This is a genomic window from Kribbella sp. NPDC005582, assembly GCF_040605415.1.
Classification (GTDB): domain Bacteria; phylum Actinomycetota; class Actinomycetes; order Propionibacteriales; family Kribbellaceae; genus Kribbella.
On the sequence record NZ_JBEXCU010000006.1, the window covers coordinates 362,959 to 379,314 of the forward strand.

General features: G+C 69.1%; 17 protein-coding genes. 7 read left to right on the plus strand and 10 right to left on the minus strand.

What is annotated here, in order from left to right; genetic code table 11:
* Window positions 1-32 precede the first annotated feature (32 nt).
* Both ABZS29_RS30985 and ABZS29_RS30990 read right to left on the minus strand, forming a co-directional pair.
* Entirely contained in the window at window positions 33-788 is a 756-nt protein-coding gene (locus ABZS29_RS30985; RefSeq protein ID WP_355467242.1) for an SDR family oxidoreductase, read from the minus strand.
* A gap of 70 nt (window positions 789-858) precedes the next feature.
* On the minus strand, window positions 859-1,641 hold the full coding sequence (locus tag ABZS29_RS30990; protein ID WP_355467244.1) for an SURF1 family protein: 783 nt from the start codon (window positions 1,639-1,641) through the stop codon (window positions 859-861).
* Window positions 1,642-1,699: 58 nt separating this feature from the next.
* On the opposite strand from ABZS29_RS30990, the gene moaA reads away from it, so the two are divergent.
* Window positions 1,700-2,719 carry a GTP 3',8-cyclase MoaA gene (gene moaA, locus ABZS29_RS30995; protein ID WP_355467246.1) on the plus strand — a complete coding sequence of 340 codons (1,020 nt, stop codon included), beginning with the start codon at window positions 1,700-1,702 and terminating at the stop codon, window positions 2,717-2,719.
* Between the two features lie 19 nt (window positions 2,720-2,738).
* Here the strand turns inward: moaA and ABZS29_RS31000 are convergent, their stop codons facing one another.
* Together ABZS29_RS31000 and ABZS29_RS31005 are read right to left on the minus strand one after the other, a co-directional pair.
* Window positions 2,739-2,930, minus strand: a complete 192-nt coding sequence (locus ABZS29_RS31000; RefSeq protein WP_355467248.1) for a hypothetical protein — start codon at window positions 2,928-2,930, stop codon at window positions 2,739-2,741.
* Between the two features lie 189 nt (window positions 2,931-3,119).
* Entirely contained in the window at window positions 3,120-3,479 is a 360-nt protein-coding gene (locus ABZS29_RS31005; protein ID WP_355467250.1) for a DUF3099 domain-containing protein, read from the minus strand.
* A 49-nt stretch (window positions 3,480-3,528) separates the two neighbouring features.
* Here ABZS29_RS31005 and ABZS29_RS31010 point away from each other — a divergent pair, with 49 nt between their 5' ends.
* The 6 genes from ABZS29_RS31010 (at window position 3,529) to ABZS29_RS31035 (ending at window position 8,276) form a co-directional block, all read left to right on the plus strand.
* Window positions 3,529-3,741 carry a dodecin gene (locus tag ABZS29_RS31010; RefSeq protein WP_355467252.1) on the plus strand — a complete coding sequence of 71 codons (213 nt, stop codon included), beginning with the start codon at window positions 3,529-3,531 and terminating at the stop codon, window positions 3,739-3,741.
* Between the two features lie 42 nt (window positions 3,742-3,783).
* Window positions 3,784-4,488 (plus strand): 3-oxoacyl-[acyl-carrier-protein] reductase, encoded by a 705-nt coding sequence (fabG, locus tag ABZS29_RS31015; RefSeq protein WP_355467254.1) that lies wholly within the window; start codon window positions 3,784-3,786, stop codon window positions 4,486-4,488.
* A 26-nt stretch (window positions 4,489-4,514) separates the two neighbouring features.
* Window positions 4,515-5,285, plus strand: coding sequence for an enoyl-ACP reductase FabI (gene fabI / locus ABZS29_RS31020; protein ID WP_355467256.1), 771 nt, complete (start codon window positions 4,515-4,517; stop codon window positions 5,283-5,285).
* A gap of 4 nt (window positions 5,286-5,289) precedes the next feature.
* On the plus strand, window positions 5,290-6,975 hold the full coding sequence (locus ABZS29_RS31025) for a Mur ligase family protein (protein WP_355467258.1): 1,686 nt from the start codon (window positions 5,290-5,292) through the stop codon (window positions 6,973-6,975).
* A gap of 31 nt (window positions 6,976-7,006) precedes the next feature.
* The gene (locus ABZS29_RS31030) at window positions 7,007-7,876 is read left to right on the plus strand and encodes a hypothetical protein (RefSeq protein ID WP_355467260.1); all 870 of its coding nucleotides are present in this window, start codon (window positions 7,007-7,009) and stop codon (window positions 7,874-7,876) included.
* A 64-nt stretch (window positions 7,877-7,940) separates the two neighbouring features.
* Window positions 7,941-8,276 (plus strand): hypothetical protein, encoded by a 336-nt coding sequence (locus tag ABZS29_RS31035; RefSeq protein ID WP_355467262.1) that lies wholly within the window; start codon window positions 7,941-7,943, stop codon window positions 8,274-8,276.
* 27 nt (window positions 8,277-8,303) lie between these two features.
* On the opposite strand, the gene ABZS29_RS31040 is transcribed toward ABZS29_RS31035, so the two are convergent.
* The 6 genes from ABZS29_RS31040 to ABZS29_RS31065 all read right to left on the minus strand — a co-directional run bounded on the left by ABZS29_RS31040 (window position 8,304) and on the right by ABZS29_RS31065 (window position 16,238).
* Window positions 8,304-9,461: a Dyp-type peroxidase gene (locus ABZS29_RS31040; protein WP_355467264.1), complete on the minus strand. Its 1,158-nt coding sequence runs from the start codon at window positions 9,459-9,461 to the stop codon at window positions 8,304-8,306.
* Window positions 9,458-9,967, minus strand: a complete 510-nt coding sequence (locus ABZS29_RS31045; RefSeq protein WP_355467525.1) for a copper chaperone PCu(A)C — start codon at window positions 9,965-9,967, stop codon at window positions 9,458-9,460. The genes ABZS29_RS31040 and ABZS29_RS31045 overlap by 4 nt, the downstream gene beginning before the upstream one ends.
* A gap of 50 nt (window positions 9,968-10,017) precedes the next feature.
* The gene (cphA, locus tag ABZS29_RS31050) at window positions 10,018-12,819 is read right to left on the minus strand and encodes a cyanophycin synthetase (protein ID WP_355467266.1); all 2,802 of its coding nucleotides are present in this window, start codon (window positions 12,817-12,819) and stop codon (window positions 10,018-10,020) included.
* The gene (locus ABZS29_RS31055) at window positions 12,816-13,880 is read right to left on the minus strand and encodes a cyanophycinase (protein ID WP_355467268.1); all 1,065 of its coding nucleotides are present in this window, start codon (window positions 13,878-13,880) and stop codon (window positions 12,816-12,818) included. Before ABZS29_RS31055 ends, cphA begins: the two co-directional genes overlap by 4 nt.
* A 37-nt stretch (window positions 13,881-13,917) precedes the next feature.
* Window positions 13,918-15,276, minus strand: a complete 1,359-nt coding sequence (locus ABZS29_RS31060; RefSeq protein WP_355467270.1) for a glycoside hydrolase family 16 protein — start codon at window positions 15,274-15,276, stop codon at window positions 13,918-13,920.
* Window positions 15,277-15,365: 89 nt separating this feature from the next.
* Entirely contained in the window at window positions 15,366-16,238 is an 873-nt protein-coding gene (locus ABZS29_RS31065; protein WP_355467272.1) for a GNAT family N-acetyltransferase, read from the minus strand.
* Window positions 16,239-16,356: the final 118 nt, after the last annotated feature.

The window sequence follows — 16,356 nt, forward strand, 5'->3', positions numbered from 1 at the left end:
ATTACCAAGAACTGGTGTGAAGATCTCACTTCCTACAGGGAGCGGAGGGCGCCGCCGTCGACGGGGATGACGGCGCCGGTCAGGTACGACGCGGCGGGGGAGAGGACGAAGGCGGCCACACGGCCGAACTCGTCGGGGTCGCCGTAGCGGCGCAGCGGGATGGTGCGCTCGGCGCTGCGGCGGGCCACCTCGGGATCGCCGCCCTTGCCGTCGAGCTCGCGCAGCCGGTCGGTGGCGATCCGGCCGGGCAGCAGGCTGTTGACGCGGACGCCGTTCGGGCCGAGTTCGTCGGCCAGGGTCTTGGCGACCATCGCCAGGCCGGGGCGCAGACCGTTGGAGATGGCCAGGCCGGGGATCGGGGCCTTCACCGACGTGGACAAGACGAAGGCGATCGACGTACCGTCCGAGCCCGCGCGGGCCACCGACTTGGCGATCCGCAGCCCACCGAGGAAGACGCTGTTGAAGGCCGCCGTCCAGTCGGACTCGTCGGAGTCGAGCGCGCTGCCGGGCTTCGGTCCGCCGACGCTGATCAGGGCGCCGTGCAGGGCGCCCCACTTGGCGATCGCGGTGGCGGCGAGCCGCTCGGCGCTCTCCGGGTCGGCGTTGTCGACCGGGATGCCGACCACGTTCTCGCCGAGCTCGGCGGCGGCCCGGTTGATGTTCTCCTCGCTCCGGCTGGAGATGACGAGCCGGGCGCCGTCGGCGGCCAGTGCCTTCGCGGTGGCGAAGCCGAGGCCGGTGCTGGCACCGGTGACGATGTAGATACGGTCGCGCAGTCCAAGGTCCACGGCACCATCCTGCCTCACCCCCGCAAGCTCCGCACCTCGAGAAGTTCGGGGCCGACGGCAAGCGTTCGATTCATTCCCGGGGCGCGGCGGGTTCCGGGGTTTCGTTGCGCTCGGCAACAACCTCGCCGGCCGCGTCGACGGCCGGGCGGCGGGTGAAGTAGATCAGCCCGCCGACCGCGAGGATCGCGAACAGGAACCACTGCAGGGCGTAGAAGAAGTGCGGTCCGCTGTCGATCTCGGGTCCGGGGAACTTCCCGAACGCCGGGTCGTTGGCCGGTACCTGGCTGTCCACGGTCAGATACCCGTCGTACAGGTTCAGGTTGAGAGCTTTGGCGTACTCGGGTCCGTTGATCAGCCGCGCGGTGCCGTTGTCCGGCGTACCGCCGTTGGTGTGCCCGCCGCGCTCGCTGCGCCGCAGCCGCCCGGTGACCGTCACCTCACCAGCCGGTACGGCGGGGATGTGGTTCGGCGCGAGCTCCGCGGCCTGGCGGGCGAGGAAGCCTCGGTCGACCAGGATCGCCTTCCCGTCGGGAAGGACGAGCGGTGTGACGATCTCGAATCCGGGCCGGTCGTTCACGTTCCGATAGCGCAGAACTATCTGCTGGGAAGCGTCGAAGCGGCCGGTGACGACCGCGGTCCGCCAGGCGTGCTGGTCGCCGACGACGGCCTGTGGGCCGACGATCTGGTCGAGCGGCGCCGGCGGAGCGGCCAGGTTGGACCGGGTCACCTCGTTGCGTGCTTCCCGGTCGTGCAGCCGATGCAGCTGCCAGCGGCCGAGCTGAATACAGACCGCGGCCAGAACCAGGATCGTCAGCGCGGCGCCGAGCCACCGGACGTTCATCAGTCGACGCACGTCTCGAACTTAAGCCATGGCCTGAAACCCCTGGCGTCCGGCACGTACTCTGGGCCGTGTGACGGCGACCGAGGAGACGACGCAGACAGGCCTGGCTGACACCTATGGCCGGGTCGCGACGGACCTGCGGGTCTCGCTGACCGACCGTTGCAACCTGCGCTGCACCTATTGCATGCCGGAAGAGGGCCTCGACTGGCTCGCCAAGCCGGAGCTCCTGACCGACGACGAGATCGTTCGCCTGGTCGGGATCGCGGTGACGCGGCTCGGTGTCCGGGAGATCCGCTTCACCGGCGGTGAGCCGCTGCTGCGCCGCGGCCTCGTCGGCATCGTCGAGCAGACAACGGCACTCGAGCCACGGCCCGAGGTGTCACTGACGACGAACGGAATCGGGCTGGCCCGCCAGGCGGTGGCCTTGAAGGCCGCCGGGCTGGATCGGGTGAATGTGAGTCTGGACACCATCCGGCCCGATACTTTCGTGGAGCTGACTCGGCGGGATCGTCTGAAGGATGTGCTGGCCGGGATGGCCGCCGCGCAGGAGGCCGGACTGAAGCCGGTGAAGGTGAACGCCGTCCTGATGCGGGGTATCAACGACACCCACGCGCCGGAGTTGCTGGAGTTCTGCCTGGAGCACGGCTACGAGCTGCGGTTCATCGAGCAGATGCCGCTGGACGCGCAGCACGGCTGGGACCGGGCCACGATGGTGACGGCGGACGAGATCCTCGAGCAACTCAGTGTGCCGTTCGGCCTGCAGCCCACCGACGCGGCGGCCCGCGGTAGTGCGCCGGCCGAGATCTTCAGCGTCCGCGGCGGCCCGCAGACGGTCGGCATCATCGCGTCGGTCACCCGGCCGTTCTGTGGTGACTGCGACCGCGTCCGGCTGACGGCCGATGGTCAGATCCGGGATTGTTTGTTCGCCCGGACCGAATCCGATCTGCGCGCCGCGCTGCGCTCCGGCGCCGACGACGCGGAACTCGCCGATCGCTGGCGGCGGGCGATGTGGAAGAAACTCCCCGGGCACGGGATCAACGATCCCGCGTTCCTGCAACCGGTGCGCCCGATGTCCGCCATCGGCGGATAAGCGGAAATTCTCTTTTTCTCTACGAGTTCGTGAATGGCTCGACGTCGCGCAGGAATCCGCGCCGGTCGAGGAAGTCCGACAAGCTCGCCTTGTGCTCGTCGCACGCCAGCCAGGTCTTGCGCCGGTCCGGCGTGTGGATCTTCGGGTTGTTCCACAGCAACGCCCAGGTCGCAGCGGTACGGCAGTCCTTCGCGGAACAGATCTCGGGCATGGATTCCTGATCCCTCAACAATCAAAAGCCTGGGTAAAGATTTGTCCCGGGCACAAATGAAGCGACGTCGGACAGCCACGGGGGGAGCCGTCCGACGCCGCATCAAGAGGCTGAATTCCAACGGTGAACTTCAGCGCACGCGGGAGATTCTGACACGGAACCCGGCGAACTTTCCAGTCCCGGCACAGATCACTTTTCGGTGTCGGTCTGTTGCACCGGTTCGGGGTCCGGATCGACGGTGATCACCGGGCCCGGGGCGACGTCCAGCGCCGGCCGTTGCGGAGCGACGTACGGCGTGCCGCTGTCCTGGGTCGCGGTCTTCGCGACGTTGGCCAGCACCACCGCGAAGTACGGCAGGAACACGGCTCCGACGACGAACAGCCAGCGCCACGGCGAGGGCGTGAAGACGGCCAGCACGAAGCAGGCGACCCGCAGTCCCATCATCGCGGCGTACCGGACGATGCGGGTGTCCAGGTCCTCGGAACGGCCGGGCTGCGCACTCGTCACCGAAATGACCGTTTCGCCGGACCGTTCACGACGTTTCGACATCTATCCTCCTCACCATCACCCACGGTACGCCGCTACGGAAGGAAGCCTGATGACGGATCGGACCTACAGAGTCACGGAGATCGTCGGTACGTCGAAGGAGGGCGTCGACGAGGCGATCACGAACGCGATCACCCGGGCCGGCGAGACCCTGCGGCACCTGGACTGGTTCGAGGTGACCCAGATCCGCGGCCACATCGTCGACAACCGGATCGACCACTACCAGGTCGGACTGAAGGTCGGTTTCCGGCTCGAAGACTCCTGAGGATAGCGTTCGGCTACGACTGGCGACGGGTGAGGAGTCTTTGTGAGCAGGTCTGTGCTGGTGACCGGTGGCAACCGCGGGATCGGGCTGGCGATCGCGACAGCGTTCAAGGAAGCCGGTGACCAGGTCGCTGTCACCTACAACAGCAGCCCGCCGCCGGAAGGCTTCTTCGGCGTCAAGTGCGACATCACCGACCAGGAGCAGGTCGACGCCGCGTTCGAGGCGATCCAGGAGGAGCAGGGTCCGGTCGAGGTGCTGGTGGCCAACGCCGGCATCACTCGCGACACCCTGCTGCTGCGGATGTCCGACGACGACTGGGACGCCGTCATCGACACCAACCTGACCGGGTCGTTCCGGGTCGCCCGGCGCGCGGCCAAGGGCATGCTGCGGCTGCGCAAGGGCCGGATCGTCTTCATCTCCTCGGTGGTCGGTCTGCTCGGCCAGGCCGGGCAGGTGAACTACGCGGCCAGCAAGTCCGGTCTGGTCGGGATGGCCCGGTCGATCGCGCGCGAGCTCGGCAGCCGCGGCATCACGGCCAACGTGGTCGCGCCGGGATTCGTCGAGACCGACATGACCGCCGTACTGCCGGAAGAGACCTCCAAGCAGTACCTGAGCCAGATCCCGCTCGGCCGGTTCGGCCTGACCGAGGAGATCGCGCACGCGGTCCGCTGGCTCGCCTCCGAGGAGGCCGGGTACATCACCGGTGCGGTGATCCCGGTCGACGGCGGCATCGGCATGGGCAACTGACACCACTCTTGAGAAGGGGGACGCCGGTGGGCATCCTCGACGGCAAGCGGATCCTGGTCGCCGGGGTCACGCTGGATTCCTCGATCGGCTTCGCGACGGCCAAGGTGGCGCAGGAACAGGGCGCCACCGTGCTGATCTCGAACTTCGGCCGCGCGCTGAGCATCACCAAACGGATCGCGAAACGCCTGCCGACCGAGCCGCCGGTGCTCGAGCTGGACGTCACGAACCCCGAGCACCTGGCCGCGCTGCCGGACGCCGTGCGCGAGCACGTCGACGGTCTCGACGGCGTCGTGCACTCGATCGCGTACGGGAACCCGGAGACGATTCTCGGCGGCAAGTTCCTCGACGGCCCGTGGGAGGACGTGGCGCAGGCGGTGCACGTCTCGGCGTACTCGCTGAAGTCGCTGGCCACCACCTGCGCGCCGTTGATGCCCCGCGGTAGCAGTGTCGTCGGGATGACCTTCGACGCGACCGTGGCCTGGCCGGGTTACGACTGGATGGGCGTGGCCAAGGCAGCGCTGGAGTCGACGAGCCGGTACCTGGCCCGCGACCTCGGCGCCCAGGGCATCCGCTGCAACCTGGTCTCGGCCGGCCCGCTGAAAACGCTGGCCGCGAAGGCGATCCCCGGCTTCGAGAAGTTCGAGGAGCCGTGGCTCGAGCGCGCCCCGCTCGGCTGGGACCCGACCGACCTGGAACCCACCGGCCGCACCATCGTCGCCCTGCTCAGTGACTTCTTCCCCTCCACCACCGGCGAGATCATTCACGTCGACGGCGGCTACCACGCGATGGGAGCGTGAGGGGGTGCCCACCTCCCTTGTTGAGCTCCGTGTCCTGGACGGCGCCAACCTCTACTTCAGCCGTGCGGCGATCAAGCTCACGCTCGATGTGACCACGCTGGTGGACGCTCCGGCGCCGGCCGCGAAGGCGTACGCGCAGGCGGTCGGTCTGGGCAGCACCCGGCCGGGGCGGATCGGCTCCGGCTTCCGGCAGCGGTTCGCGATCCGCGTCACCGGTCACGTCGTACGGCGGATCGCGCGCGAGGCCGGGATCGGCCGGATCGGTGTCCGGGTCCGGCCGGAGGCGGACAACCATCGGCTCGTGGTCGCGTTCCCGTGGGCGCACGAGCAGCGCGCTCGGGCGTTGGCCGCGGCGATCGTCGAGGTGCTGGACGCGTTCGGCGCCGAGCACCTGCCGGAGCTGATGGCGTCCGTCGGTGAGCGGGTTCGCAACGAACCGCCCGGCAAGGTACCGCCGACCATCCGGCCCAAGGTGCCGGTCGTCGCGGTCACCGGGACCAACGGCAAGACCACGACCTCCCGGATGATCGCCCACATCGGGCGCGCGGCCGGGCTGCACGTCGGCTGGTCGAGCACCGACGGCGTGTACTTCGACGGCGAACTGGTCAAGTACGGCGACTTCTCCGGCCCGAGCGGCGCCGAGCAGGTACTGTCCCAGCCGGGGATCCAGCTCGCGGTCACCGAGACCGCCCGCGGTGGCATCCTGCGGCGCGGGGTCGGCGTCGTCTCGAACGACGTCTCGGTCGTCACCAATGTCACCGCGGACCACCTCGGCCTGGGCGGAATCGACACCGTCGACCAGCTCGCCGAGGTGAAGGCGGTCATCACCCACATCACCCGCCCGCGCGGCTGGTGCGTGGTGAACGGCGACGACCCGCGCACGTTCGCGATGCGACTCGGTTCACCAGCCAAGTGCTGGGTGTTCTCACGCGATCCCGACTCGCCGTCGATCCGTACGGTCCTCGACGAGGGCGGCCGGGCGACCACGGTGCTCGACGGGTTCATCACGGTGCTCGACCAGGCCAGTGATCCGGAACCGCTGCTGAAGGTCGTCGACGTACCGATGACGTTGTCGGGGTTGTCGCACTACAACGTGGAGAACGCGCTCGCGGCCGCGTCAGCGGCGCTCGGGCTCGGGCTGCCGCGCGGGGCGGTCATCGACGGGCTCAGCTCGTTCGCGCCGAACGAGAACAACCCCGGCCGGATGAACATGTACTCGCTGCGCGGCTTCACCGTGGTGATCGACCTCGCGCACAACGAGGCCGGCCTGGAAGCGCTGCTCGAGATCATGAACGGCGTCCGCCACGAAGGCAGCCGGTTGCTGCTCGCGCTCGGCTCGCCGGGCGACCGCGCCGACGACATGGTCTCCGCGCTGGGTGCGATCGGTGCGCGGGGTGCCGACCAGGTCGCAATCGGGCACAAGAGCGAGTACCTGCGCGGGCGGCCGCCGTCGGAGCTCGAGGCGGTCTTCCGCGAGGGAGCCGCGTCGGTCGGCGTCGACGACGTACCGGCCTTCCCGACCGAGCTCGAGGCGGCGCAGTCGCTGGTCGCCCAGGCGCAGCCGGGTGACGTGGTCGCGGTGATGTCTCTGCAGGATCGGGCGAGTCTTGACGGGTGGTTGCGGTCCGAGGGAGCTACCGTCGACACACCGGAAGATCTGAAGGCAAAGGTCGAGAGAGCCCAGCACTAGCCCCACCGCCCGTGGTTGGGGTGGGACGGGGATGAGAATGCGCTACCTGTGGTCGATCCCGGCTGCTGTGGCCGCCTGGTTCGTGGGTGGCTTCTCCGCCGGATACCTGAAGGGTCTGCCAGGCGGTACGACGCTGTTCGTGCCGCCGCGGCTGGATCTGTTGCTGCTCGGTGGATTCGCCGGGGGAGTGCTGGCGGGTCTGCTGATCGCGCGGATCCGCGTCGCCGTACCGGTCGTGCTGGTCGTTGCCGCGGGCGCCTGGTGGTTGAGCGGAAACCCCTGGCAGGACCGGGATCTGCTGATCTCGTTGCTGGCGGCAAGTGCTCTCGGCGCGATCTTCGGTGCCGTGGGCACCAGAAGTACGGTGGTCGCCGCGTTCGCGCTCGCCCTGCCGATCGCCTGGTACGCCCTGCGCCCAGCCGCCCACCTCACCGACTTCCGTTGGCTGTGGCAACTGAACGGGCTGCTCGTCGGCGTCGGCCTCGCTCTGCTCCTGTACGTCGCCTGCTGGCTGCGCGGGTGGCGTTCGGCGTACTTCTGGGTGCCGTTGGCCGCCTGGTACCTCGCCGCCTTCGGCGTGGTCGCCGCGATCCAGACGATCGAGCGTGCGCCCGACGGTCAGGCCTTCAACCCGACCGTGGACGCCGCGATGGACGCGTTCTTCAACTCGTTCGAACCGATCCTGCGTGAGTACGGCGCCTGGCTCGTGGTCGCCGTCCTGCTCGCGATCCCGATGGTCGCGCTGAAGCTCCGCGCCCTGCCGCCGGTCCCGCCGCCGCCCGACCCGTTCGCCGACCGGCCGAACGACGCCGTACTGGGTGACGACCTGGACTGGATCGACCGCGACGAGCCGCGCCGCCGCCTGCTCTCCCGCCGCAACACGCCGGAAAGCGCAGTCTGAGTGAAGGTTCAACCATAAGCTCGTCGGTGTCGGAGAACCGTCCTTCTCTCACCAGGAGTCTTCCGTGAACCGTCACATCCTGCTCGGCGCCGCTGCCACCACCTTGCTGCTCGCCGCCACCGCGACCCCCGCGTCGGCGTACTCGGAGAGCACTGCTTGCGAGCCCGGCCTGGCCTGCTTCTACGAAACCACCAGCTTCGGTGGCAAGTCGCTGATCTACACCGACGTGCCCGCTGCTTGCACCCAGCTCGCCTTCGCTCCCGGGTCGCTGTTCAACTGGTCGGCCGAGGATGTCCTGCTGTATCGCACCGCCGACTGCAGCGGTCCTGCCTCGCTGGAGCCGGCCAACAACTTCCACAGCTACCCCAGCACGAAGTTCCTGAGCTTCCGCGCGGGCTAACGGATCCCGTCGGCGGTGATCCGCACCTCAGCCGAGAAGTTTTTGCCCCAGCCAGCCGCCGGGCTGGAAGCCGGGCGGGATCGCGAAGACGGCGGAGCCGATCGTCGTGGTCCATTCGTTGAGCGCGTCGGCGGCGTCCAGGCGGGCCAGTAGCGGGAGGAACTGACCGGCGATGTCAGCCTGGTAGCTGAGGAAGATCAGACCGGACTCACGCTTCGTGCCGGTGTCGTGGACGTAATTGAGGCCCTTGCGGAAGATCCGGCGGCCGTCGTTCTCGGAGTGGTGGGACAGTCGCGCGTGGGCGTTCGCGGCGATCAGCGGGCGGCCGTCGGCGTCGCGCGCGTCGAGGTCGAGCTCGTCGTGTTCGGCGGTGCCGGTGAGCGGTGCGCCGGTGCTGAGTTTGCGGCCGACCGCGCGTTCCTGCTCGGAGCGGGTGAGCTCGTCCCAGGTGTCGAGGTTGAGCTGGATCCGCCGTACGACGAGGGTCGTGCCGCCGTCGGCCGTCCACACGGTCGCGTCGAACTCGGGCGTACCGACGGCCGGGTTGCCGGTGCCGTCGACCTGACCGAAGAGGTTGCGGCCGGTCACCGGTTGCCCGTCGGGGCCGGTGCTGTTCCAGAAGCCGCTCTGCCGCCAGACCGGCGTCGCGAACGGCTTCGCGTCCGCGACAAAGCGCCGTACGGCGTGGACGACGCTCAGCTCGTCGTCGGCGCCGACGAAGATGAGCAGGTCACCGCCCGACCACGCCGCCTGCAGCCGGTCATGCCGCATCACCGGTAGATCATCCGGCGCCGCCGCCTTCTGCCCGGCCAACTCGAACACCCGCGCTCCGAACCCGACCGTCGTCGTCAACCGCACGTTGGCTGTCACCAGCTCCGGCGCAGTGTCCCCGGGCGCCGGCCGACCGTTGCCTAGCGCAACGACATCCGCCGACCACAACCGCATCAACCGGGCAAGTGCTGCCTTGTCGGTGGACGGCAACAGCGTGAACGCCACCAACTCGCCATGCCGCGGCGCGGCCGCCACAATCCCCGGCTGGTGGTCGCCGTACGGGGAGATCAGCCGGCTGACCGGTGCGGGTACGGGTGGTTCCTTGTCGAAGGCAACGACCGCGGCGCCGCCGGCCGCAGCGCCGGCGGCGGCTGCACCGGCGTACCCGAAAAGTTGCCGGCGCGATGGCTTCACTTGGGCGTCGGCGTGGGGTGGTAGTGCTCTTCTTCTTCCGTGAATGCCTTCACCGGCACCGTGAGGTCATGCGTGGTGTTGTCGGAGAATGTGAGCCTGAGCGGGACCTCGTCACTGGGCCTCAGCGCCTTCTTCAGGCCCATCAGCATGATGTGGTCGCCGCCGGGGGAGAGATGCGCGTGCGAAGTGGCGGGGACGGTGACGCCGCCTGCCTTCTCCTGCATCACCATCTTGCCGTCCTTCATCGCCATCTCGTGCAGCTGCACCATGCCCGCGACCGGCGACGTTGCCGAGATCAACTTGATGTCGGCGTTGCCGGGGTTGGTCAGCGCCATGAAGGCCGCGGTCATCGTGGTGTCCTTGGTGCCGACCGTCGCCCGCACCCAGGCGTCCTCGACCAGGACGCGCGGAGTCTCCGCAACCGCAGCTTTGGGAGTCTCCGGAGAGCCGCAGGACGAGAGCAGGACCGGGAGAGCGACAGCGATCGTGGCCGCCAGCAACTTCATCTTCACGCAACGGCCAACGACCCTGCACCCTCCCGAGTTCCGCCAGTTGATCACTCCGCCGGTACGTCGGCCTCCTCGGCAGGCTTGACGAAGTCGGGGTCGCCGCCCTCGTCGCCCGAGCGCGCACCGGCCTGGGCGAGATGCGAGACGGACTCGAGCTCGGTCAGGACGGTCTGGTGCTGGTCGACGCACAGGACGACCAGGTCGCCGCGGTTCGACCGAGCCAGCGCATGCCGGATCGCGGTCAGCTCGTCGATCACCGTCTCGACCTGACGGCACCGGGCGCCGTTCTCCATCGCGCGCCGGACGCCGGTCTGGATCAGGTCGGCCAGCTCGCCGCGCTGGCGGCCGCGCAGCCGCGCGTCCTCACGGACGATCAGTACGTCAAAGTGCTGGGCCGCGACCTCCCCGAGCTCGAGGATGTCCTCGTCGCGCCGGTCGCCCGCGGTCGCGATCACGCCGATCCGCGACGGCCGGCCGAGCTCGGACGAGGCGTTCAGGCTCTCGCCGAGCCGGTCCACGAAGTCGCCGAGCATCCGCATCGCGGGCGCGTTGTGGCAGTAGTCGACGATCACGGTGCGGCCGTCAACGTCGATCTCGTTCAGCCGGCCGGGGGAGAGGTAGTACGACGTGTTGAACGTCCGCAGGCCCTGCCGGATGTCGTGCAGCGGCGCGCCGGCCGCGAACGCGGCGGCCGCGGCGGCCATCGCGTTCTGCACGTTCATCATCGCCCGGCCGCCGAAGGTTGCCGGAAGCAAGTGTGTCCAGGCCAGCTGCATCGACCGGCGGCCGTGCTTGACCACGATCATGTCGCCGAGGTCGGAGCGCTCCAGGACGACCGCGCGGCCGCCGCGACGGCAGTGGCCCTCGATGTAGTCGCGGACCTCGCTGCCCGGCTCGGCCATGCTGAACCACACCACCTGGCCCGAGCACTTGCGCCGCATCTTGCGCACCAGCGGGTCGTCGGCGTTCAGTACGGCGTACCCGGTGCGGGGCACGGCCTCGACCAGCACGCCCTTCACGTCGGCGAGCTGCTCGAGGGTGTCGATCCCGCGCAGACCGAGGTGATCGGGCTGCACGTTCAGCACCACGGCGATGTCGTTGCGCTCGTAGCCGAGGCCCTCCCGCAGGATGCCGCCGCGGGCCACCTCGAAGACCGCGAAGTCGACGCGCGGGTTCTGGAGCACCATCCGGGCCGACTTCGGGCCGGACGCGTCGGCGCGGATCACCAGCCGCTCGTCGATCACGATGCCGTCGGTCGAGGTCATGCCGACCTTGCGGCCCATGCCCTTGAAGACGTGGCTGATCATCCGTGAGGTGGTGGTCTTGCCGTTCGTGCCGGTCACCGCGACGATCGGGATCCGGCTGGTCGCGCCGGGCGGGAACAGCATGTCGACGACCGGCTTGGCGATGTACTGCGGCTCGCCGATCGTCGGGTTGGTGTGCATCCGGAAGCCCGGGGCGGCGTTGACCTCACAGATCGCGCCGCCGGTCTCGCGCACCGGCTGGGTGATGTCGGGACAGATGAAGTCGATGCCGGCGATGTCGAGCCCGATCATCCGGGCCGCCTCCTCGGCGATCTCGACGTTCTCCGGGTGCGCCTCCCAGGTCCGGTCGATGGAGATGCCACCGGTGGACATGTTGCCGGTGAGCGTGAGCTTCACCATCACGTCCTCCGGCGGTACGTCGTCCAGCTCGAAACCCTGGTCGCGGACGAGCTGGCGGGCGGCGTTGTTGACCGTGATCCGGGTCAGGATCTTCTCGTGCCCGACGCCGCGGCGCGGGTCGGCGTTGGTGATGTCGACCAGCTCGGCGACCGTGTGCACGCCGTCACCGACGACATGCGCGGGGACGCGCTCGGCGATGGCCTCCATCCGGCCGTTGATGATCAGGCAGCGGTAGTCCTTGCCGACCACCATGTTCTCGACGATCACCCAGCCGCGGCGGGACTGCTCGGCGGCGATCGGGAAGGCCTCGCGGACGTCGTCGGCCGTCTGCAGGTTCAGGCAGACACCGCGGCCGTGGTTGCCGTCGAGCGGCTTGCAGACGACCGGGTAGCCGATCTTGTTCGCGATCGCGACGGCTTCCTCGACGGTGCGGATCGACTCCGACCGCGGGACCGGCAGACCGGCCGACGCGAGCAGCCGGGTGGTCAGGTCCTTGTCGCTGGCCACGTCGACCGCGATCGAGCCGGTCTCGGACGTCATCGTCGCGCGGATGCGCTTCGCGTGCACGCCCTGGCCGAGCTGGACCAGGCTGGCCTTGTTCAACCGGATCCACGGGATGTCGCGGGAGACGGCCTCGTCCACGATCGCCTGCGTCGACGGACCGAACGCGGTCCGCTCCGCCTGCTTGATGAACGTCTCGAGCTGCACGGTGAAGTCGAACTCCGGGTCCGGCTGGACGAGGTTGTTGACGAACCGCACGGCCAGTTCACCGGCGGCCAGTCCGACGGCTTCGTCGGCGTACGCGTAGACGATGTTGTAGCGACCCGGGTGGCCCTTGACCTGGCGGGTCTTGCCGCGCCGCATGTCGTGGCCGGCCTCCTGCTGCAGCTGCAGTGCGACGTGCTCGGCGATGTGACCGAGCCACGTGCCCTCGTTCAGCCGCTCGATGAAGCCGCCGCGGCGACCCCGCGAACAGTGGTGCTGGTCGAGCCGGGGCAGGTGCTCGAGCAGCTTCTCGGTGAACCCGGGAATCGTGTTCGACGGGAAGTTCTCCAGCGAGCCCAGGTCGACGACCAGATGGATCGCCGGCTCGTAGCTCCACACGTTCGGCCCGCGGTAGACGCGGGTCTCGATGATCTTCAGGTCCGGGCTCGGCGTCCCGTGGGTGGCGGTCGTCTCAGTCATGCGGTCCCACTGTCTGGGTCGAAGCGGTCGGGGGTGTCGAGTTCGGCGCCGGCCGTGATCGGCTCGGTCGCCTCCGGTCTGGACTCCCCGGCAGCCACTGGGCGTACGGCCTTCGCCGTCCGCCGTCCGGCGCGTTTCTTCCGATCGGCGTAGTACTTGGGTGAGACGCCCTCAGCCGCGATCTCCGCGGCCAGCTTCCGCAGGTCCGCCTCGGCGGCCTCCAGTCCGGCGATCTCCTCGGCCGGCGGCTGCGCGCCGTACGAGAGCAAGACGCGCGCCTGCAGGTCGAACGTCGCCGTCGCCGGCAGCACATGCAGTACGACGCCGGACGCGAGCAGCGGCTCCGAGCGGCTCGCGTGGTGTGCGTTCGACGTGATGCGGCTGCCGTCGAAGATCGTCACCGCGCCGCGGCCGACCACCTCGAGATGAGTGCCTCGGACGACGGCCGCCGTGTCCTCGTCGACGCCGATGCCGAGCAAGCCGGGGGACTGGGCGACCAGCGACAGCAGTCGCCCGTACCGGTTCCGCTGGGCGAAGTGCTGGTCGACGATCGCGCCTTGCACCAAGCCCAGACCGTTCGACAGCTGGCTCATCCGCTGCCGCGGTGTGGCGCCGGACCGGCCGAAGGCGATCATGTGCTCGGCCAGGATGCTCGCCCCGGCCGACGTACCGCCGACCGCCGCTCCGCGCGCGTGGGCCGCGGTCACGGCCCGGCCGAACGCCGTACCGGTGACGACACCGGCGAGCTTCAGTTGGTTGCCGCCGGTCATGAAGATGCCGGTGGCATCGTGCAGCGGCGCGATGAACGCCGGGTCGTCGGCGTCCTCCCGGTTCTCCGGGCGGACCCCGACGACACTCTGCGCCCCGAGGGCCGCGAACAGCGCGTGGTAGACGTCGACCACATCCGGCCCGAGCGCCGACGCGGTGGGCACCACCACGATCCGCGCCTTCGATCCACCGGCCGCCTCGACGAACTCCTGCAGCACCGTGCGCTTCTTCAGCTTGTCCTCGGCACCACCGATCGCGAACAGAGCCCCGGGACCACCGTGCAGTTCAGACATAGCCGAAGAATAGGTGGTCCCACCCTCAAGAACCGATTCAGTGGCCGAAGGTGAACCAGTTCACGTTGACGAAGTCGGCGGGTTGGCCGCTGGTGAAGGTCAGGTAGACGTCATGAACGCCGGTGACCGCGGAGATGTTGGCCGGGATCGAGCGCCACGACTGCCAGCCGCCGGTGTTGCCGACCGCGAAGCTGCCGATGGGTGCGTTGCTGCGACTGTCCAGCCGGACTTCGACCAGGCCGCTGATGCCGCTGCCGGCACCGGAGGCGACGCGCCCGGTGAACTGGTGGGCAGCTGTGCTGCCGAAGTCGATGGCGCGGTAGAGCGCCCAGTCACCGTTGCCGATCTGCATCAGGTTCTGGCCGCCGCCGGAGTCGGTGGTGGTCTCGACGCCGGTACCGCTCTGCTGCTGGTACGACTCGGCCTGCAGCGTGCTGTAGGCGTTGCCGCCACCGGTCGGCGGGGGAGTGGTCGGCGGAGGCGTCGTACCGCCGCCCTTCTGGGTCACGGCCACGTAGTCGACCACCATCGGCCGGTCAGGGACGGTCTCGGCGCGCGGGGTCGGGCCGTTGAGTGCATCCGGGAACGCCCCGCCGATCGCCAGGTTCAGCAGGATGAAGTAGCCGGCGTGCGAGGTCATGTTCGACCAGGTGTCGGCCGGGAGCTGACTCTGACTGATCGAGTGGAACTGCTGGCCGTCGACGTACCAGCGGAACTGCTGCGGCGAGATGCTCGTGTCCCACTCGAAGCGATAGGTGTGGAAGCCGGACTGGCAGGTCGAGCCGGGGCAGGCGCGGCTGGCGCCGAGGCCGGTCGTCTCGTTGCACGGGCCGCCGGGGTTCACGCCGCAGTGCAGCACGCCCCAGACCGAGTTGATCCCGTTGACGTTCTCCATGATGTCGAACTCGCCGATGCCCGGCCAGTTCCAGTAGTTACCCCGATACGGCGAACCCAGCGCCCAGAACGCCGGCCAATAGCCGAGCGCGGCGTTGCCGGTGACGTTCGGCATCTGGATCCGGCTCTCCATCGCGAGCACTCCACCGGCGGGCGGCTTGAAGTTGCTGCGCTGGGTCTCGATCCGGCCGGACGTCCAGTTGCCGGCGCTGTCGCGGCGCGGCGTGATCTTCAGATTGCCGCTGCCGTCGAGAGCGATGTTGTTGGTGCTGTTCGTGTAGTTCTGGATCTCACCGGTACCCCAGTTGCCGGGGCCGCCGGGATAGCCGTGGCCGGTGTCGATGATCCAGTTCGAGCCCGACGGCAGGGTGTTCGCCGGACCGTCGAAGTCGTCGACCCAGACGGTCGACCAACCGGTCGGCGGCGGTGGAGCGCTGGCCTGCGCGACGACAGTCAGCGACGCGGCGATGAGCAGTGGTGCGGCGAGTGATGCCAACAGCATGGGGCGAGAGCGCACAGCGACCTCCGGGGGCGGGTTGAGGCCTATCGATTGGCTTTAATGTGAGCGCTCTCACGGCATGTGTCAACGGTTCAGAGCATCAGCCGATGAACCGTCGTACTGCGTCGCACGTGGAGGCCGAGATGCTCGTACATCGCGAGCGCGCCGGTCCCGGAGTGCGTCCAGAGGATCAGGTTGTCACGTCCCCGGCGGTGGAATTCGGCAGCCGTGCGGTCGAGCATCGCCCGGGCGATACCCCGGTTGCGGTGGTCGCCGCCGACCGCGAGCTGCTCGACGTACCCTTCGTCGCCGTCGAGTGCGATCACCACGCCGACCAGTACGTCGCCGTCGTACGCGAGTGTCGAGGCCTCGGGCTCGAAGCTGGCCCGCGCGATCGTCAGTTCGGCCCACTCGTCGAACGACTTCCGCCGCGACCCGAACTCGGCGAACGCATCCTCGACCACCTGATGCGCCTGCTCCGCCCGCTCCGAGTCGTAGCCCGCCAGCCGGATCCCCGCTGGGGTCTCCCGGTGCTCTGTGGTCAGCGGCCGCTCCAGCAGCCAGTTGACCGCCAGAACGTCGTACCCGCGCGCCTTCAGCATCGCGGTCCCGTCCTCGTCCGCATCATCAACCGTCTGCGCAATCCACTCGCTCCCCACCGCCCGTGACCGCGCCTCGGCCCAGTCCAGCAACCGAGTCCCAAGCCCCAACCCCCGGTACACCGGATGCACATCAACCTGCGCGCGCTTGCCACCGTGGTTCCAAGCCCACCCAGCCACCTCACCACCAGGCGCCTCCACCACCAGCGTGTCCGCCTCAAGGTCGATCAACGGCCGCCGCAAATCCGCCGCGACCCGATCCACCCCCACCTCAGCCCGCCCATGCCACCCAACCTCCGCGGCCGCGATCACCTCGTAAATCGCCTCAGCATCCCCAGCCCCAGCCGCCCGCTCCCTGAACTCCACAGCCCCAGAGCCTAGGCCGCCCACGGTCCTGCGGACCGCCAGCACTCACCAACCTGCGGATCGCTTGCTGCGCCACGCTCACGGACGGCCCGATAACCCCGTTCGGACCCACTTGGTC